Source organism: Anaerospora hongkongensis, from assembly GCF_004339805.1.
Lineage (GTDB): Bacteria > Bacillota > Negativicutes > Sporomusales > DSM-15969 > Anaerospora > Anaerospora hongkongensis.
The window spans coordinates 85,139-103,088 of the sequence record NZ_SLUI01000003.1 but is presented as its reverse complement, the minus strand read 5'-3'; the positions used below and the strand labels follow the sequence as shown (position 1 = coordinate 103,088).

General features: G+C 48.4%; 12 protein-coding genes. 2 read left to right on the top strand and 10 right to left on the bottom strand.

Going from position 1 to position 17,950, the window contains the following annotated elements; genetic code table 11:
* Window positions 1-4: 4 nt before the first annotated feature.
* The 8 genes from EV210_RS05160 to EV210_RS05125 all read right to left on the bottom strand — a co-directional run bounded on the left by EV210_RS05160 (window position 5) and on the right by EV210_RS05125 (window position 10,644).
* Window positions 5-643, bottom strand: coding sequence for an ABC transporter permease (locus EV210_RS05160; protein WP_132076657.1), 639 nt, complete (start codon window positions 641-643; stop codon window positions 5-7).
* Window positions 637-1,785 carry an ABC transporter ATP-binding protein gene (locus EV210_RS05155; protein ID WP_132076654.1) on the bottom strand — a complete coding sequence of 383 codons (1,149 nt, stop codon included), beginning with the start codon at window positions 1,783-1,785 and terminating at the stop codon, window positions 637-639. Before EV210_RS05155 ends, EV210_RS05160 begins: the two co-directional genes overlap by 7 nt.
* A gap of 118 nt (window positions 1,786-1,903) precedes the next feature.
* Window positions 1,904-3,289 carry a PhoH family protein gene (locus EV210_RS05150; protein ID WP_132076652.1) on the bottom strand — a complete coding sequence of 462 codons (1,386 nt, stop codon included), beginning with the start codon at window positions 3,287-3,289 and terminating at the stop codon, window positions 1,904-1,906.
* A gap of 337 nt (window positions 3,290-3,626) precedes the next feature.
* Complete coding sequence (locus EV210_RS05145; protein WP_132076649.1) at window positions 3,627-4,418, bottom strand: NRDE family protein; 792 nt, start codon at window positions 4,416-4,418, stop codon at window positions 3,627-3,629.
* A 2-nt stretch (window positions 4,419-4,420) separates the two neighbouring features.
* Complete coding sequence (locus EV210_RS05140; protein ID WP_132076647.1) at window positions 4,421-7,468, bottom strand: AAA family ATPase; 3,048 nt, start codon at window positions 7,466-7,468, stop codon at window positions 4,421-4,423.
* A gap of 1 nt (window position 7,469) precedes the next feature.
* Complete coding sequence (locus EV210_RS05135; RefSeq protein ID WP_132076644.1) at window positions 7,470-8,618, bottom strand: exonuclease SbcCD subunit D; 1,149 nt, start codon at window positions 8,616-8,618, stop codon at window positions 7,470-7,472.
* Window positions 8,619-8,823: 205 nt separating this feature from the next.
* Window positions 8,824-10,254, bottom strand: coding sequence for a glucosyl-3-phosphoglycerate synthase (locus EV210_RS05130; protein ID WP_243650445.1), 1,431 nt, complete (start codon window positions 10,252-10,254; stop codon window positions 8,824-8,826).
* Window positions 10,255-10,404: 150 nt separating this feature from the next.
* Window positions 10,405-10,644 (bottom strand): hypothetical protein, encoded by a 240-nt coding sequence (locus tag EV210_RS05125; protein WP_132076641.1) that lies wholly within the window; start codon window positions 10,642-10,644, stop codon window positions 10,405-10,407.
* Between the two features lie 323 nt (window positions 10,645-10,967).
* Between EV210_RS05125 and EV210_RS05120 the strand changes: the two genes are divergently transcribed.
* Window positions 10,968-13,172, top strand: a complete 2,205-nt coding sequence (locus EV210_RS05120; RefSeq protein WP_132076638.1) for a HelD family protein — start codon at window positions 10,968-10,970, stop codon at window positions 13,170-13,172.
* A 52-nt stretch (window positions 13,173-13,224) separates the two neighbouring features.
* Here EV210_RS05120 and EV210_RS05115 read toward each other — a convergent pair whose 3' ends face one another.
* On the bottom strand, window positions 13,225-13,833 hold the full coding sequence (locus EV210_RS05115) for a LysE family translocator (protein ID WP_132076635.1): 609 nt from the start codon (window positions 13,831-13,833) through the stop codon (window positions 13,225-13,227).
* A 322-nt stretch (window positions 13,834-14,155) separates the two neighbouring features.
* Here EV210_RS05115 and pyc point away from each other — a divergent pair, with 322 nt between their 5' ends.
* A complete protein-coding gene (gene pyc / locus EV210_RS05110) occupies window positions 14,156-17,593 on the top strand; it encodes a pyruvate carboxylase (protein ID WP_132076632.1) in 3,438 nt (1,145 codons plus the stop codon).
* Window positions 17,594-17,637: 44 nt separating this feature from the next.
* Here pyc and EV210_RS05105 read toward each other — a convergent pair whose 3' ends face one another.
* Window positions 17,638-17,949 carry an XdhC family protein gene (locus EV210_RS05105; protein ID WP_132076629.1) on the bottom strand — a complete coding sequence of 104 codons (312 nt, stop codon included), beginning with the start codon at window positions 17,947-17,949 and terminating at the stop codon, window positions 17,638-17,640.
* Window position 17,950 lies beyond the last annotated feature (1 nt).

Here is a 17,950-nt window from a genome sequence, read left to right as displayed (position 1 = left end):
CTTTTTACTGTAATCCTTTGGGCTGCAGGCACTGCTCCACTTTTTTGATACCAATATCAAAGCAAATAGCCAACAGGGCGGCTGGAATAGCGCCAGCCAGAATCAGTTGCTGGTTTGCTGTAGAAATTCCCCGGAAAATCAAGTCTCCTAATCCGCCTGCGCCAATCAAGGACGCCAGTGTGGCAATGCCCACAAGCAAAACGGTAGCAGTCCGGATGCCGGCTATAATGATTGGCCTTGCCAGAGGAAGCTCGATCAAAAAAAGGATTTGACGGGATGTCATTCCCATTCCCACGCCGGCTTCTATAGCCGCTCCATTTACTCCCAATATACCAGTGTAGGTATTACGCAGAATGGGTAAGAGACCATAAATTGTCAAAGCCACTACAGCGGGCAGGATACCAATACCCATAAGGGGTATCAGTAAGCCTAACAATGCCAGGCTGGGAATGGTCTGAAATACCGCGGTTATGCCGATAATCGGTTCAGCCCACTTTCTGTACCTTGTTAACAATACTCCCAGCGGTATGGCAAGTATATTGGCCAGAAGTAACGCCACCATAGTCAACACAAGGTGCTCGGCAGTGGCAAGGGCAATATCGGATGAACGGCTTTGCCAAATGTCCATTAACATAGTTAACATGCTTCTGCGCCTCCCCTGCTGCAATTCACCTCATGCCTGACCTGCCTGGCCATAATATCAACGAGACTGGCCCGGTTAACAATGCCCAGCAATTCATGGCTGTCATTAATTACCGGTAAATAAGCAACCTGATGTTTACTGATTAAATAAATTGCCTCACTTAGGGACTGGTTGGCCAAAAGCACGGGTACATCTTTTTGCATCACATCTTCCAGAGTCATTTTCTCCTGGTAAAAATGCTGTTGAATCTCCCATACGCCGGCGACACCTAAAAAGGCATTATGTTGATCGACAATGATCAGCGAATCCACCTTTTGCCTTCGCATTGTATTAATTGCCTCGGCAAGGCCGCGGTTCGGTCTGGCTGTCACCGGTCTGATCATAACCTCCTCAATAGGAGGCAGCATTTCTAATTGACTCATGCGTTTGGAACCAATAAATGCACTCACAAATTCATCAGCAGGATGCCGTAAGATATTCTCAGGCGTATCCATTTGCACAATCTGCCCTTGATTCATTATACAAATTCGATCACCCATTTTAATTGCTTCATCAATATCATGGGTGACAAAAACAATTGTCTTTTGTAGTGTCTGCTGCAGACGCAGCACCTCATCCTGCAACTGCTCCCGGCTGATTGGATCCAGGGCACTATAGGGCTCATCCATTAAAACAATTGCCGGATCTGCCGCAAGGGCCCGAATCACACCGATGCGCTGCTGCTGGCCGCCACTTAATTCAGCTGGATATCGATTGCGGTATTGAGCGGGATTAAGGCCGACTAAAGCCAGTAATTCATCTACTCGCGCCTCGTAACGCGCTTTATCCCATTTCTGCATTTTAGGGACAATTGCAATGTTTTCGGCAAGCGTCATGTGCGGTAATAAACCGATATTTTGAATTACATACCCAATATTTCTTCTTAACTCAACCACATTATGCTCCGACACTGGTTTCCCGTTAATCAGGATAGTTCCACCCGACGGTTCAATAAGGCGGTTTATCATCTTCATCGTCGTTGTTTTTCCGGACCCACTTGGCCCAATGAGGGTTACAAGCTCGCCCTCCCTAATGTGAAGATTCACATTATGAACTGCACGAAAACTGCCATACATCTTGGACACATCATTAAAACGAATCATTAAAACCTCCTCCTTCCTTACTAACAACTTGTATTATATCATAAAGTTGTTAGTAAGGGTAGTAAAAATAAAAAGATGCTCAGCACAGTACTGAGCATCTAAAAATAACTGTTATTTCTTACAAGCGCATTGCGGCCTCTGCAGCCAGCGGCGACCGTTCGCATTCATCATGCTGCAGCGTTACCTGATAACACAATTTGGAGCCGCGCATTTTTTCGCTGGCATATACCAGTCCGTTAGAACGGCTGTCCAGATAAGGATGATCAATTTGTGCCGGATCGCCAATTAAGATGATTTTGGTTCCCAGCCCTGGCCGGGTAATGACTCCTTTTGCCTGACGGGGTGTGGAGTTTTGCATCTCATCCAGCATCATCCAGTATTTCTGCAGCGAGCGGCCGCGCTGGTAAGCCAGTGCTTCTGTTTGAATGATATGTTTATCAAACAGCATTTGAACCGTATCTTCCACTTGAGCCAGTTCTTTTGCTTCCTGGACACTGCTGCCGTTCATCAGCGTAAACAAATTATCCCGAATCCCCCGCATATAAGGGCTGACTTTGTCAACTTCAGACCCCGGTAAGAATCCAATATCCTCATCCATGGGAATATTGGGACGGCAAATCAGCAGATGATTATATTCGCGGGGGCGGCAATCCATGGTTCTGTGCAGTCCTACTGCCAGCGAATAAAAGGTTTTTGCTGTTCCTGCAGGGCCTTTGATAATCACCAGCGGTGCTTCCTCGGCGCTCATCATCAGACACTCCTGCATGAAAACCTGACCGACATTTCGCGGCGTAATACCAAAAGGATTACGGCTGCGGTAACGCAGCTGCACCACCTTGTCGCCGTCAAAACGGCCCACGGCAGTATGACGTTCATTATCGGTGGAGCGAATCAGTAAGAACTGATTGACCTCCAGTTTTGCCGGCATAAGTACGCTGAGTGACTCATCAAAACTTTGTAATTTATCAGGATCAAGACAATTGCTGTCATCACCGTAAAACTGATCAATAACCTTAGAAGAAGCATACACAACTGCTCTGCCTGTATACTGTTCCTCTACATTTGCCACGTTATCTCCCCTGAAATCCTCTGCCTGAATACCGAGTATCGTTGCCTTTACCCGAAGGTTGGTATCGCGGCTGACCAATACGACATTTTTCTGGTTGTCCTGGAATCCCTTACAAATTTGCAGAATGCGGTTATCCGGTTTTGAACGCTCCCAATGATTAGGGATTTGCGTATCGAGATGATTGGTTTCGATTTTTACGATCCCACCAGACTCGTTCAGACTGACTCCTTCGAGCAAATTGCCATGCAAGATCAGGGAATCAATAATGCGAATCGCATGGCGGCTATTGGCACCCCGGTCGGATGCCTCCGCTTTAAACTTATCCAGTTCTTCCAGGACAACTTCCGGAACAATCACGGTATGTTCATTAAAAGCATAGAGGGCATTGGGGCTATGCAGTAAAACGTTAGTGTCTAACACATAATATTTTATCACTTTTTACCACCCTTCCCAGCTTGAATTGCGCATTAACAGCATTTGAACTTAGTGTGCGCCAACTACTTGCAAAACAATGATATCAATAACTGCCAATCTAGCGGGTACAGGATTCTTTATTATTAGTATATGCACTGATAATCTGCGGGTTCGTGATTAATTATGAAGACAAAACCAACGTTTTTTTATTTGCTGTCAAATAAATCCTCCTACTTTAGCCAAATTTTTCTGTACGACTTTCTTTTAAAAAGAAGCCTATTATAATAGTAATGCAGAATGAACGGCGCTTGGTTAATTTTATGTAAAATCCGCTTAAAAATTCCTAAAAAAAAGCAGCTCATTTATTTTGAGCTGCTTTTTCAAGCATAAACCGATAGTGTCCAGTATGCCATTGTCCAGATTCAATATCCAGCGACTTTTCCGTAAACTGCACTTGCCCATCGTAACCAACCAGCAGGATGGTTGATGCTCTTGTGCCATAACCGGGGCTTTCAATGAAAACAGGTGACAGGATTCTTTCCAGTTCAAGGGAAACACCTGTATGAGGCAGTCGGTCATCAGCGGCTCTTTCCCGGTCACTCAGAATTTGCCATAACACCTCCTGCTCTAGTTCAGGCGCGCTGACCGCCTCCATGAGCCTGTCCCGTCCTCGCACAACTTTAGGCCAGGGTGTATTGAGCAAATGATTGCTCAAACCCGAAATTCCACTCTCTACCTTAATGATCTTCCTGCTTTGATTGGAATAGTACCATAAAGAATCGCCTGTACCAAAGGTTCCCACCAGCAGGTTAAAGCCATTATAAACTTTGGCTCGCGTATCCACCTCTTTAAGATAAGCCTCCGGCGTCTGCTTGCCCGACAAAAAGCGACTAACCAGTTCTCCCCTGGAAACAGCACCCTCCAAAGTTCTGGCTGGATCACGGTAATTAGTTAAGGCTGCAAACCGGCCTTGGGTGGTAATCCCCATCCAGGTGCCGCCCTGTTCTTCATCACGTCCTGCCAACAGATCGGGCTGCTCCTGCCAAAAACCGGCCGGAGCAGTAGGCCTGCTATAAAATTCATCCCGGTTGGCAGCGACAATGAGTTTATATTGAGGATGCCTCTGATAAGCAAATAAAATAATACACATTGTTAACCCACCTTAAATTCTGCCCGGCTGCCCCGCCCGGTAAGACTAATCTCCAGCCGAGCATCAATGCGTTCTTTCAATTCCGGTACATGCGATATAATCCCTACCAGCCGTCCGCCCTGCTGCAGTTCCAGCAATGCCTTGATAGCAAAATCCAGTGTCTCAGGGTCAAGTGTACCAAAACCTTCATCAACAAAAATTGTATCCAGATGGATACCTCCCGCATAAGCCTGTACCACATCAGCAAGGCCAAGTGCCAGCGACAGCGATGCCAGAAAGGTTTCCCCGCCCGATAAGGTATTAGCCTGGCGGGCAAAACCTGTATAGTTATCGTATACCTCCAAGTCCAGGCCCGATAAGGTCCGCTTATCGTCTCGGCTGGTCTTGCGCTGCAGGATATAGCGATTGCGGCTCATGCTTTTCAGCCTGGCATTAGCGGCCAGAGCCACCTCATCCAGTAAGGCCCCCAGCACAAAGCGTTCAAAGGTAACGCCTGTATCCTTGCCTGAGGCAATTTCAAAAAGGCTGGCCATAATCTGGTAGTTGCCATGCACCCGGTTTTGCTCGGCGTCCAATTGCTGCAGTTCGGTCAGCCACTTCTCCTGTTGTTTAACCAGTTCTCCGAGCTGATTGCTGCGGCTGATGACGGCACCATATTGTTCGTTACAGGCTGTTAACTGCGCTTCCAGTACCGGCACATCCGGTATGGCAACAGCGGCGGCATTAGCTGCAGCCCGCCGGCATCGCTCTTTAGCCGCAGCAAGACGCAGATCAAAATCAGCAATGCGTTTTTCCAGTTCCGCTATTGTGGCGGGTGTTTTCCGGGCAGACAAATACTCTTCCAGTGCAGTAAATCCGGCCTGCGTCATCCGCTCGGCAAATTGCTGCCGGGTGACAGTACCCTTTTCTTTTTGAGCAGCACAGTACTCGATCAAGTTTTTTAATGTTGCATCAGCGGACGCTACGCTATTGCTGGCATGCTCAGCAGCTTGCTGGGCATGAACCAATCGTTTCTCCAGCTCATGCAATTCTTTTTCAGCTGCCTGCCTGGCGGCCGTTACGTTCTTTTCATCACGGTACTCGGGCGGCAAAGCCGCAAGCCGCTCCTTCACAACTGCTTTATCAGCCTGTTCACGGCTAACCGCCTGGTGGTGCCGCTCTTGTGACTGTTTACCCAACTCAGTGAGTCGTTTTAGTTCTTCTGTTAGTGTTTCCAGCTGTGTCTTTATTACTATGGCTTGCTTAGCCGCCTGCTCAGAGCGGCGATAATCGCTTTCAGCTGCCACAACCGCTTGCTCAAAGCTGGCGACCGGCTCAGCAGCGAGCATATTTAGTTCCTGTTCGGCAGCAGCGATCAGCTGCTGCAAAGCATTTCCTTCAGCCCGGCAGGCGTGAACGGCCTGGAATAAGCTGTCTTTTTCCACTCCTACCTTATCACATCGTTCCTGCTGTGCTTTCATATCCTCCTGCGTCGGCAAACTCCCTGACGGACGGGCCTTCTCAGGATGGCTTGTCGAGCCGCAGACCGGACAAGGCTGTTCCTCTGTTAAAGCTGCTGCCAGGATAGCTGCTTGTCCCTGCTGCCAGGCGTGCTGTAAATTGGCAAGCATCGTTCTCGCCCCAAGATACTGCTCCTGTTTTTGCTCATAAGCAGCTTCCAGCTTTTTTAGCTGTTCACTATTTTGTTTTGCTTTCAGTCGATTATCTTCCAGCCTGTAACGTTCATCCCTGAGACGAAGCCGCTTTTCCAGTTCAGCTTTGCGCCCCCCCATCTGGGCGGCCTCAGTCTGCGATAGTTCGTACTGGACGCCTGCTTCGTCCAGTCTGCGTTCCAGCACGGTTAACTGCGCCGCAGTCTCCAGATGGCTTTTTTGGGCAGCTGCCGCTGCCTGTTCGCTCACTTCTGCCTGACGAAATGCAGCGCTTAAGGCGGCAGCTTTATCCAACAGACTTTCTAAGTATATTTTTTGAGCAGCAGCTGCTTTACGCTGCCCCTCACGCTGATTTTCCTCGTGCAATAAGCGTAGAGCGCCGTCATAAGCGTTCTTCGCGTCAGCAGCTTTGCCGCGCTGTTCCGCAATCTTTTGTTCTTGGGTCTTAACTTCTTCTTCCAGCTGCCTGAGATGTGCCTCCAGATCCAACAACCCGGCAGCCAGCTTAGCTTTGCCCAATTCACGGCGTTTTTGCTCCACAATGGGAATCAGCTGTTCTTCCTGCTTCAGTTTATCTTCTGCCGCCTGCCGCTCAGTTAACCGCTCCTGATCCAGCCGGCCTTGCGTTAAGGCTGCCTGAGCACGTTCCAGCTGTTGTTTGGCAAGACCGGTATTAGCTTGGGCCCTCTCCAGTTCCTGCCGGTTCCCCGCCAGGTGCTGCACCAGTTCTTCCCGGTTAACCGCCTGGGCCGAGGATAGTACATATTGAATCCGGCTGAGCAATTGCTGCCCTTGCTCTCGCAGCAGGCCATACTTGTCGCGCAGCTTCTCCTCAATGGAACGGTATAACTCTGTACGGAACAGCATCTGCATAATATCCTGCCGTTCCTTAGACCCGGCTAGCAGCAATTTGCGAAAATCGCCCTGCGGCAGAAGAACGACCTGACGGAACTGGTCGCCTTTAAAGCCCAGCAGCTTTTCTATTTCTTCCGTTACGTGCCGGTCTGCCAGCAAAGCTGTCTCCTGTCGGTTTTCATCCAGCCGGTACAAAGCAGCGGAACCATTATCTACTTTTGTCCCCTTGCCGCGATCCTTCAGAACCTCCTGCCTGGGGCGGCGTGAGACACGGTACAGCCTCTCGCCGATGGCAAAGTCAAAAATGACTTCCGTAGGCAGATCGGGGCCGGCATAATCACTGCGCATTGTTTCACCAGTACGCTGGTTACCGCTTGTAGCCCCGTATAAAGCATAGCACATAGCATCTAAAATCGTAGTTTTACCTGCCCCGGTAGGACCATGAATTAAGAAGAAGTTGCGGCCCTTAAGCTTGGCAAAATCCACTTCCTGTCTGGCAGCATAGGGACCAAAGGCTGTCATGGTAATCTTTAGCGGCCTCACGTCATTCTTCCCTTCCTTCCCGGATAAGTTCTTCCAGGACGCCGTCCAGCGCTGCTGTCTGCTCAGCCGATAAAGCAGTCCCGGTCATTTGCTCCGCAAAAGCGGCAAACAGATCTTTTTCCGTCAGTTTCCGGTGATCAACGGCAGTTCCCCCGTTCTCACCGCCGCTGGCACGGTACCGGGGATCAATGCTGAGCACATTGGGATAAATAGACCGCAGCTGCCCCAGTGCATCCAGCACCGGCAGCGTATCGTGGAGCTCCGCCAGAATATAATCCTCTCTATTCTCGTTATTTTGGGGACCTTTCATTAAGTCCTGAAACATTCCCTTAATGCATCGTACATCCCGGCGAGGACGGAGCTCAACTGTCTCGATGCGAACAGCTCCGGCCTTGTCCATCTCTACCATATAAACACCTTTTTTATGTCCGGCTTCCGCGAAAGAGTATTTCATAAGCGATCCCGAATAACGGATATGAGGTGCCCCCACTGCCTGGGGACGGTGCAGATGGCCCAGTGCAGTATAATGGAAAGAAGAAAATAAAGAAGCATTCACCATACTGCTGCCGCCCACCGATAAAGGCCGCTCCGATTCCGAAGGTTCACCGCCTGTTAGAAAAGCATGAGCCACAGCCACCTTGCGGGCTCCGGCAGGAACAGCTTGAGTAGCATGACGAATATAGCAGGCCATGGCCGCCGTATGATCACTGGCCTCTTCAGCAGCCAGGTTGAGCCGTACCGTAGCCGGCTCGGCGTAAGTGAGTGGCACGAAATATACCGGTCCATGTTCATCAGCCAGCGTTACCGGCTGGTATGTCCCGGTCAGCGGTCCCACTACATGCAGTCCCTGACGGGCTAATAGTTTATTGCCAAAGCCAATTCGCTCCGGACTGTCATGATTGCCGGCAATTGCAATAACCGGTGTGTGGCAGTCAAGCAGAATGCGGCTGATAATCTCATCAAGCAGCTCCACTGCCCCCGTTGGCGGTACGCCCCTGTCATATATGTCACCGGCGATCACGATGGCGTCCGGCCTGACATCGCGCACCAGATCAACGAACTGATCCAGAATATGAGCCTGCTCGTCCGTTAAGTATTCGCCGTAAAATAATCTTCCTAAATGCCAATCAGAAGTATGTATAAAACGCAAGGCTGGTCCTCCTTTTCCGGCCTGATACCAGTAATACTGATACCCCTTTATTTCGCGCTATTCATGTTAAACCCCTGCTCGCCCCTTTACAAATGCCCACCTGTCACGAGGACTGCTCCACAGGCGCAAATCAATGCATAAAAAGGCAGTCTCAGGTTTGAAAAAGCCTGAGACTGCCCATACGTCCAAATAGACACCAATATTTTTATATTTCCAGGAAAGAGCGCCACTGGGTATGAAAGCGTTTAAGTCCAATCTCGAAGCTGCCGTGAGCGGAAAAAACCCGCCGCAATACATCGTTGGACTGTCCGTTCTTGCCGCCATGCTCCATTTGGGAAAGTACCTGTAAGATTTGATAAGCCATCTCACTAAGTCCAATGACATCTTTGGATTTATGAATAACTTCGCCCAGATTGACCTGGCAGGTGGACCATAGACCGCCTAACTGTACAGCCTGAATCAACATGGCGATTTCTACGCCATAATTGACAGGGATGCGCATTTGCCGGAAAAGGTCTTTATGGATTGCAACCGTTCCGGCCAGTGGCTGAATATAGCCGGACAGTTCCGGCATATACGTATTGATCCAGGGCCGGGCCAGAATTTCTGTTACTCGTCCGCCGCCCAGCTCCAGACCGGAGGCTTCTACGCGTACGGGACGGGAAAAATATCCTTTACTGAACTTAATTTGCGGATACGCCAGCATTGGTCCTAACAAGCCATAGAAGAAGTGCGGCCGGATGCTTTCAATATCCGTATCCACCCAGGCCAATATATCGGCATCCGATATAAATGCACTCTTAAACATGGCTTCACCCTTGCCGCGGTAGGCCCCCAAATGGCTGGCTACCTCCGGATGCTTATAAACCGGAATTCCATAGGAATGGGCGATGTCCCGCGTCTTATCAACCGAATCAGAGTCAATCAGCAGTACTTCATCTATAACACCGGCATCTTTGACTTCCAAGGCGGTTTCAATCACATTTCCTACCGTTTTTTCTTCATTTAAACTAGGCAGAACAACGGCAATCTTTAACCCCAGTTTCTTTTTGTAATTGCGCAGCACAGCAGAAAGCGCAAAATCATTAGCCTCATAAGTACGCTCACGTACCCAGCGGAAAATCTCGTCACCTTCGTCGAATTCCACATCCTGCATGGGACCGCGAACCATAGTGACACTGCCTTGATACACTTCCTTGATTTTATGATAAAAAGGTAATATCTCAGAGTGAGTCAGCGGCGCACCAACATAAAGCATACTGTATTCTTCGCCAATCTGGCGAATCAAATCACACACGGAAGACTCACGGCGCCAGACAATGTTCACATTTTCAAACATGGTATGGGCAGGATTCACAACTGTCGAAATGAAGACATCCTCTAAATGAGGAATTTTCTCTTCAATGTGAAATATCTTCAAATCGCGGACTCCTGACTGTGCCATCACTTCCAGTGCAGTCTGAGCATTAACACCGCCGCGCAAAATTGCGGCTGCAGCGCCCTCTCTCCAACCGTCCGTTAAGGCAAGTATGCCGTCTTCTCTGGTATTGATGCTGCCGATCTCACTAAAATCCTTCAAAATAATCGGCGTTGGGGAATCATTGATCAATGGCCAGTTAAGTACTTTTTCTTCCACATTACCACCTCAGTTTTATTATTCTCCATTTATAGAACGCTCTCCTTCATCTGCGATTCCCCTGTCACAAGACCGTTCCACATGACACACTCTCTTTTAGCGAAAAAAAACCTGTTCCAGTCTGGAACAGGCATAATTTGTGCGGTAAAACTAGACTTCTCCTCTAAGATAAGCTAATTCAGCTTGATTCTCCGAGTAATACCATTTAACCGACCTACCGATTTCACAACGGATTGCATTTATTCTCCCCTGTTCAGCCATCTTTTTCAATTTGCTGACATCAAAACCATTAAGAGAAAAGTAACTGGCTGAGACAAATCCTCGTTCTTTCATCCAATCGCGATAATGAAAAAAGTCTTCCCGGTCCACTTCCAGTCTTTTTATTGCCATCGTTGTGCTCCTCTACTTAGGCTGTATTCAGTTGTAGCTTCATTATACCATAAAAAGTTGAATTATGCTCGTTATTTTTCTGTTAAGATGAAAACAATCTCCAATACATAAACAAAAATCCATTCCAAAAGCATTCACAATATATTTTTTATATTATATTGCTTGTTTCCTTCAATAAACTGTTGCGTTTTTTAAAGAAACGCTTCATTTGTGTACCAATTATTCCCATAAAATTTATTGACAACAATTCTTTTTTCCGCATATAATAAATATTCCGGACGCACCGCCGTCCTCGTGATAACGCGATTTTTTCAGGAGGTCCTATGGAGAAACATCCCGACTTTGCGGCAGAAGAACTCCACTTAGCCACTACCATTGCCGATATGCAACTCATCATTGACCAGTTACAGCAGGATATTCAAAGCAGAGGCCGGCAAATCGGCGACTCACTAAAAGTTAAAGACGAAATCAGCGCATACGTTCATTCTCTGATGCGCAATGATAATAGCAGTAAAATCTATGATATTGAAGGAGCTTTGGCCAGTCCCTATTTTGGACGAGTTGATTTTAAAGATGACGATGCTGCCGATTTTGAAAAGTTTCATATTGGCCGCGTTAAGGTAGCCCGCCTTGAAATTGCCGGAACAGAAGATATTCTCGTTTTTGACTGGCGTGATCCCGTTTCTACTATCTTTTATGAATGCCATGGCGGACGAGCCAGCTATGAAGTATTAGGACGTTACCAGTACAGCGGTGATGTACGTTTGAAACGGCAGTATAAAATAGAGCAAGGCGAACTCAAACAGATTGTTGATGACTATATTCTCGACCAGGTACGAAGCAGACAGGAACAGGCACTGATTGCCGATCCACTGCTTCGAGAACGCCTGCTGGCCGGAACAGGTGATAAATTAAAAGATATCGTGGTTTCTATTCAGTCCGAGCAAAATAAAATTATCCGGGAAACACTGCATCAAGTTATGGTCATCCAGGGTGTGGCCGGTTCAGGAAAAAGCACGGTCGGACTGCACCGTTTATCCTATCTGTTATATAATGAAAAGCTTGATCCCCAGAAACTAATTATTATTGCTCCCAACCGAATCTTCCTGGATTACATCTCCGAGCTCCTGCCGGAAATTGATGCTGCCGACGTGCGGCAGATGGTCTGGGACGATTTAGCAGCAGAAATTACTCAGCAAGAGTGGTCCATTCATACGGAAAACCGGCTGGAGCTGCTTTTATCTAATTCAGCGGCAAATGCTTCTGAGCGTACCCGCCTGCTGTTATGCACAAAGCTGAAAGGCAGTCCGGCCTTTCTCAAAGTGCTGGAAACCTATTGGGAAAGAAAAATTGAACAATTCTGCCTAAAACTCACCCCTGTGAGCCTCTTCGACGGTCAACTTACCATTGACAGGCAGCAGCAAATTGACAAATTCATGGAAGACAGCCGCACTCCTTACAATGACCGGCTGCGCGGCCTTATGCAATATATCCGCTTTCGAATCCGCAACTTTCTCGAAGTACGGGGCGCTAAACAAGCCAGATCCTCTAAAGAAGATCCTGCTCTGGAGCGCTTCACCCAGGAAGGGGATGAATTTTTAGAGCGCCATTTTAAAAAATGGGAACCGCTTACTTTACTTACCGCTTACCAGGAAGTCTATAAAAATAAAGCGAATTTTAAAGTCGCCGCTCTTAAAAAAGAAGAGCTGGCTGTTATTACGGAATATTCACTGGCCCTGCTGCAGGCTGGGCAGGTGGAACGGGAAGATCTTGCTCCGTTATGTTACCTCAAAGCATTGCTTGACGGCTGGCAGCATGTTGCAAAATTCAACCATATCGTGGTTGATGAAGCCCAGGATATGAACGCTTTTGAATTCACCATCCTCAAAATGCTTTCTGCCAATAAATCATTTACCATTATGGGCGATCTCTCCCAGGGCATCCATACCTACCGCAGTATCGACAGCTGGCAAACCCTGCTGAAGGAAGTCTTTGGCGACACCCGGACAGTGTACCGGGAAATCCTCTATAGTTATCGCTCTGCCAAAGAAATTGTTGATTTATTCAACAAGGTTATGCCTGCCGGCAGTTCCCGCGCCCTGCCTGTTTACGAAGTGGGACGCGCACCGGTTATTGAACAGGTTTCGTCCAATGAAGCGGGTGCCCGCAAAATTATTGAAATCCTGGACGCGTACCGCGCACTGAACTTTCGCTCCATCGGCATCATTACCAAACTGGAAACAGAGTCCACCGACTTATACCAGCAGCTCCAAACTCATGCAAAGACAGTTGCTGACTCCATCCATCTCGTCACCGGCCAGGCCGCAACCTACCGGGGAGGAATTTCCCTCTTGCCTGTTACTTTGGCTAAAGGCCTGGAATTTGATGCCGTCATTATCTGGAACGCTTCAGCCAAACAATATACAGCCGATACCTTCGATGCCCGGCTGCTCTATGTAGCCTTGTCAAGAGCCATGCATTCCCTGCACGTATTGTATCAAGGCAATCTGACACCCCTTTTGCGTTAAACGGTCAAAGAGGAAGCTTCCCGCCTAAGCGGCACAAGCTTCCTCTTTTTCTTTATAGCAGCAGGCTGACTACTCCCAGCAGCATAATTACCATTCCCGACAACCGGTTAATCCAAATAAGCCGTTTTTCATCAAAGCGGGTGCGCAGCCGATTGACAACATGACTTAACAGCGACCACCACAGCAAAGAACCGCTGAAAACGCCGCATACAATTACGGCTGCCTGCCGGTAATCATGAGCAGCACCGATTCCCATGCCGGCAAAAATTGCGGCAAAGGCCATAACTGTCATCGGATTGGTTAAGGTAAGTAAAAAGGTAGACAAGCAGGCGTTCCTGCCAAAACCGTCATTGTTTGGCAGTTCAGCCTGTTCACCAGGGCGGGAGCGAAAAATATAAAAACCGAAGCCTAGAAGAAAAATACTTCCCAGCGTCTGCAGTACCATGCGGTTCTCCCAAAGAAAGCCCGAAACAACCGTAACTCCGAAAGCGGCAATAATGCTGAATATGCCATCTGCGGCAGCTGCACCTACGCCCGAAAGAAAACCTACCTTCAATCCATGAAACAAGGTCCGGCGAATACATAACAGACCGATGGGCCCTACTGGGGCAGCAATCGAAAAACCCAGCACAATTCCGTGGAAAAAATCAGATACATACATCTTTTTTCCTCCTGCCTGCACCTTTATAAGCACAATCGCTTACACCAACACCAATAGAAAACGCCGCGGCAAACAAGAACCTTTGTCCTTTAACGGTGTTCACAAGTATACACATTGTCAAATATGGTTTACAACTAAAATAACAACAATCAAATTATTACACTTTCATGTATACACGTATACGGGTATACATCGCCTCTTTTTGTTGTTTGGCCTTCCATTTTGTGATAATTTAGCAATTGACTGCTCTTACTATTCTACCAGAAAGATTTTTTTCCTGGTGTCGAATTAAGGGCAACTAAGGGCTTTTGGAGGAAAAACAATGAAAAATATTGGAACGATCTTAGTTGCTAACCGCGGGGAAATTGCTATCCGGGTATTTCGGGCCTGCCACGAGCTGGGTATCCGTACGGTGGCTATTTATTCGAAAGAAGATAAACTCTCGCTCCACCGCTACAAAGCAGATGAAGCCTATTTGATTGGCCGGGACAAAGGTCCTATTGAGGCGTACCTCGATATTGAAGGTATCCTGGAGATCGCCCGCAAGCACGGTGTTGATGCCATTCATCCCGGTTACGGGTTCCTGTCGGAGAACAGCAACTTAGCCAAGCGCTGTACAGAAGAGGGCTTTCGTTTTATTGGGCCCGAGCTGGAACATTTGATTATGTTCGGGGATAAAATCAATGCCCGCAAGCAGGCCGCAATTGCCGGTATCCCCATGATCCCCGGCAGCGACGGACCAGTATCCAGTCTGGAGGAGGTTCGCGCGTTTGCTGCTGCACATGGTTATCCGCTGATTATTAAGGCCACTCTTGGCGGCGGCGGCAGAGGAATGCGCATTGTGCGCAACGCCAAATCGTTGGAGGAATCCTACTATCGGGCTAAATCAGAAGCTAAGGCTGCTTTTGGCAATGACGAAATCTATCTGGAAAAATTGCTCGAAAACCCCAAGCATATCGAAGTCCAAATTCTTGGCGATACATACGGCAATATTGTTCATCTATACGAGCGGGATTGCTCGGTACAGCGGCGGCACCAGAAGCTGGTGGAAGTGGCGCCAAGCATTTCACTGTCCCAAGAATTGCGCTCGGCAATTTGCGATGCGGCGGTTAAGCTAATGAAAAGCGTTGGTTATGTCAGCGCTGGTACGGTAGAATTCCTCGTGTCTCCCGACAATCATTTCTACTTTATTGAAGTGAATCCCCGCATTCAGGTGGAACACACCATAACCGAGATGATTACCGGTATCGATATTGTTCAGTCGCAAATTCTGATAGCCGACGGCTGCCAGCTGCACGACGAAGAAGTCGGCATTCCGAGTCAGGAAAACATTCAATGCAACGGGCATGCCATTCAGTGCAGGGTCACCACCGAAGATCCTGCCAATCATTTCATGCCTGATACGGGTAAACTGATGGCCTACCGCAGCGGCGGCGGCTTCGGAGTCCGCCTTGATGCAGGCAACGCTTTTACCGGCTCGGTAATTACGCCTTTCTATGATTCGCTGCTGGTAAAAGTCTCCACCTGGGGACTCACTCATAAAAGCGCTATTGCCAAGATGCTGCGCTGTCTGGTTGAATTCCGGATTAGAGGAATCAAAACAAATCTTCCCTTTTTAGAGAATGTAGTCAAACATGAACAGTTTTTGAGCGGTACCTATGATACATGCTTTGTCGACACTTCACCGGAGTTATTTGTTTTTCCGGAACGCCAGGACCGGGGTACAAAACTCTTAACATACCTGGGTGATGTTACGATTAACGGCTATGAAAACGCAGGCTCTCGGGTTAAGCCGGAATTTAAAAAGCCACTGCTTCCCCAGCCGGCAGGCGGCAAAATTCCTGACGGCACAAAACAAATCCTTGATGCGGCAGGACCGGAAGGTCTGGTGCACTGGATTAAGGAGCAGCCTCAGGTCCTTATTACAGATACTACCTGGCGTGATGCTCATCAATCCTTGCTTGCCACCCGTGTCCGTTCTCATGATATGCTGCAAATAGCTGATGCCAGCACCCGTTTGCTGCCCAATCTTTTCTCACTGGAAATGTGGGGAGGCGCCACTTATGACGTTGCTTACCGTTTTCTGAAAGAAGATCCCTGGGAAAGGCTAACTGCGCTCAGGGAAAAATGCCCCAATGTTTTGTTTCAAATGCTGCTCAGAGCTTCCAATGCCGTAGGCTATACCAATTATCCCGATAACGTGGTAAAAGAGTTTGTCAGCCTTTCGGCCAAAGCAGGCATTGACGTCTTTCGGATTTTTGACAGTCTAAACTGGCTGGATAATATGACGGTAGCAATTGATGCCGTACGCGAGGCCGGCAAAGTAGCCGAAGCCGCTATTTGTTATACCGGGGATATTTTAAATCCTGCAAAAACGAAATACAATCTCGCTTACTATGTGCAGCTGGCAAAAGAGCTGGAACAAGCCGGCGCACATATTCTGGCAATCAAGGATATGGCCGGCCTGCTGAAGCCGGAAGCCGCCTACCGGCTGGTATCAGCCCTCAAGGCTTCCATCTCCATTCCCATTCATTTGCACACCCATGACACCAGCGGCAATGGCATTTACACCTATGCCCGGGCCATAGATGCCGGAGTCGACATTGTCGATACTGCTGTGGCGTCACTTTCAGGGGCTACATCACAGCCGAGCGGCAATTCCCTCTACTACGCTTTGGGCGGCCACTCCCGTCAGCCTGACCTGAACATTCAAGGAATGAACCAGTTATCGGGCTACTGGGAAGATGTCCGGTCCTACTACCAGGACGTAGACTCGGCCAACTGGTTCCCAAATCCGGAGATTTACCTTCATGAGATGCCCGGCGGCCAGTACAGCAACCTGCTGCAGCAGGCCAAAGCACTGGGGCTGGAGCATCGCTGGGAAGAAGTCAAAAGCATGTACAGCCGCGTAAATGAGCTGTTCGGTGATATCGTTAAAGTAACGCCTTCTTCCAAAGTAGTTGGCGATATGGCCCTTTTTATGGTAGATAATCAACTAACGGAAGACGAAGTATATGAACGGGGCGAAAGCCTTGCCTTTCCAAACTCGGTCATCGAATTCTTCCAGGGTCAGCTTGGCCAGCCGTATCAGGGCTTTCCCAAAGAACTGCAGCGTATTATTCTGCGCGGCAAAAAACCACTGCGTGACCGGCCGGGCAAACTGATGGCACCAGTAAAATTCGATGAAATCCGGGAAACACTCAACGACAGCCTCAGCCGCCCCATAACGGCCCATGATGTAATCTCCTACGCCTTATACCCCAAAGTATTTACTGACTGGACTCACTTTGTCCGTAATTATGGCGATGTATCCGTCCTTGATACACCAAGCTTCTTCTATGGCCTAAAAACCGGTGAAGAAATCAAAGTGGAAATTGAAACAGGTAAAACACTCGTTATCCGGTTACTGCAGATCGGCGATGCCGGGCCGGACGGAACACGGGTAGTGAGTTTTGAACTGAACGGCCTGCCGCGGGAAATACTGATTAAAGACCATAGTGTCCAGTCAACTGTTGTCGAGCGGCAAAAAGCGGATAAAGCTCATCCCGGCCATGTGGCGGCAACGCTTGCCGGTACGGTAGTGAAACTGCTGGTAGCCAAAGGCGCCCGCGTATCGGCTGGAGCACCGCTGGTTGTCACTGACGCAATGAAGATGGAAACAACAATTCAGGCCACCACAGATGGAACGGTTAAAGAGATCTATGTTAAACAAGGCGACCGTATTGAAACAGGTGATTTATTATTAGAAATAAGTAAGTAAAAAGCCATAAAAAACCAGCTTGTGCCGCCCGCACAAGCTGGTTTTTATATAACTTGAATAAATACGTCCATAATACCGCCGCATACCATGCCTTCATCTGCGGCAGTGTCATTGAGCATCGATACCCGGTAAAGAGAAGACCGTTGTTCATCCAAGGCCTGTAAAGCCTTGAGACGCACTTCTGATTCGGAACAGCCGCCGCCAATGGTGCCGGTGATACGGCCATCAGGATAAACCATCATTTTACTGCCGGCTTTACGCGGAGTAGAGCCGCGGGTATCAACAATCGTCACCAGCGCTGCTTTTGAGCCAAGACGCCGAACCTCACAAATCTCTTCCAATAGCTTCATATCCATG

What these genes read in the sequence shown, in the direction of transcription:
- EV210_RS05155 (WP_132076654.1), bottom strand. Translation starts at nt 1,785, where the DNA reads ATGATTCGTTTTAATGATGTGTCCAAGATGTATGGCAGTTTTCGTGCA.
- pyc (WP_132076632.1), top strand. Translation starts at nt 14,156, where the DNA reads ATGAAAAATATTGGAACGATCTTAGTTGCTAACCGCGGGGAAATTGCT.
- EV210_RS05105 (WP_132076629.1), bottom strand. Translation starts at nt 17,949, where the DNA reads ATGGATATGAAGCTATTGGAAGAGATTTGTGAGGTTCGGCGTCTTGGC.
- EV210_RS05145 (WP_132076649.1), bottom strand. Translation starts at nt 4,418, where the DNA reads ATGTGTATTATTTTATTTGCTTATCAGAGGCATCCTCAATATAAACTC.
- EV210_RS05160 (WP_132076657.1), bottom strand. Translation starts at nt 643, where the DNA reads ATGTTAACTATGTTAATGGACATTTGGCAAAGCCGTTCATCCGATATT.
- EV210_RS05125 (WP_132076641.1), bottom strand. Translation starts at nt 10,644, where the DNA reads ATGGCAATAAAAAGACTGGAAGTGGACCGGGAAGACTTTTTTCATTAT.
- EV210_RS05120 (WP_132076638.1), top strand. Translation starts at nt 10,968, where the DNA reads ATGGAGAAACATCCCGACTTTGCGGCAGAAGAACTCCACTTAGCCACT.
- EV210_RS05115 (WP_132076635.1), bottom strand. Translation starts at nt 13,833, where the DNA reads ATGTATGTATCTGATTTTTTCCACGGAATTGTGCTGGGTTTTTCGATT.